The 267-nt window shown below is 61.4% G+C and carries 1 protein-coding gene; it reads right to left on the bottom strand.

What is annotated here, in order from left to right; translation table 11 throughout:
* Positions 1–267 (bottom strand): TetR/AcrR family transcriptional regulator (locus tag SB847_RS21225; RefSeq protein WP_410578611.1); only part of this gene is annotated, 267 nt, incomplete at both ends.

Raw genomic sequence — 267 nt, 5'->3', positions numbered from 1 at the left:
CGCCCAGTAATCAACGTAAGCCGTCAATTGCGCCAGCGGGCCGTCACCCACATGCTGCTGCAACGCTGCCAGACCTTCCATCGATTGCTGACGGTGGAGCCTGACAACCGTCAACACCAGTTCGGCTTTGCTGGGGAAGTGATGATGGATGCTGGCTTTGCCTATGCGAACCCGCTGAGACAGGTCCGCATAGCTGAAGCCGTTGTAGCCGCCCGCAGCGAGCAACTGCCGGGCGTGCTCGGCGATTTCGTTGGCTCGGGGGGAGAG

Source organism: Bacillus sp. SIMBA_026 (assembly GCF_046535335.1).
Classification (GTDB): domain Bacteria; phylum Bacillota; class Bacilli; order Bacillales; family Bacillaceae; genus Bacillus; species Bacillus velezensis.
Note: the sequence above shows the minus strand (reverse complement) of the source record. Positions and strands in the feature narration are given on the sequence as shown.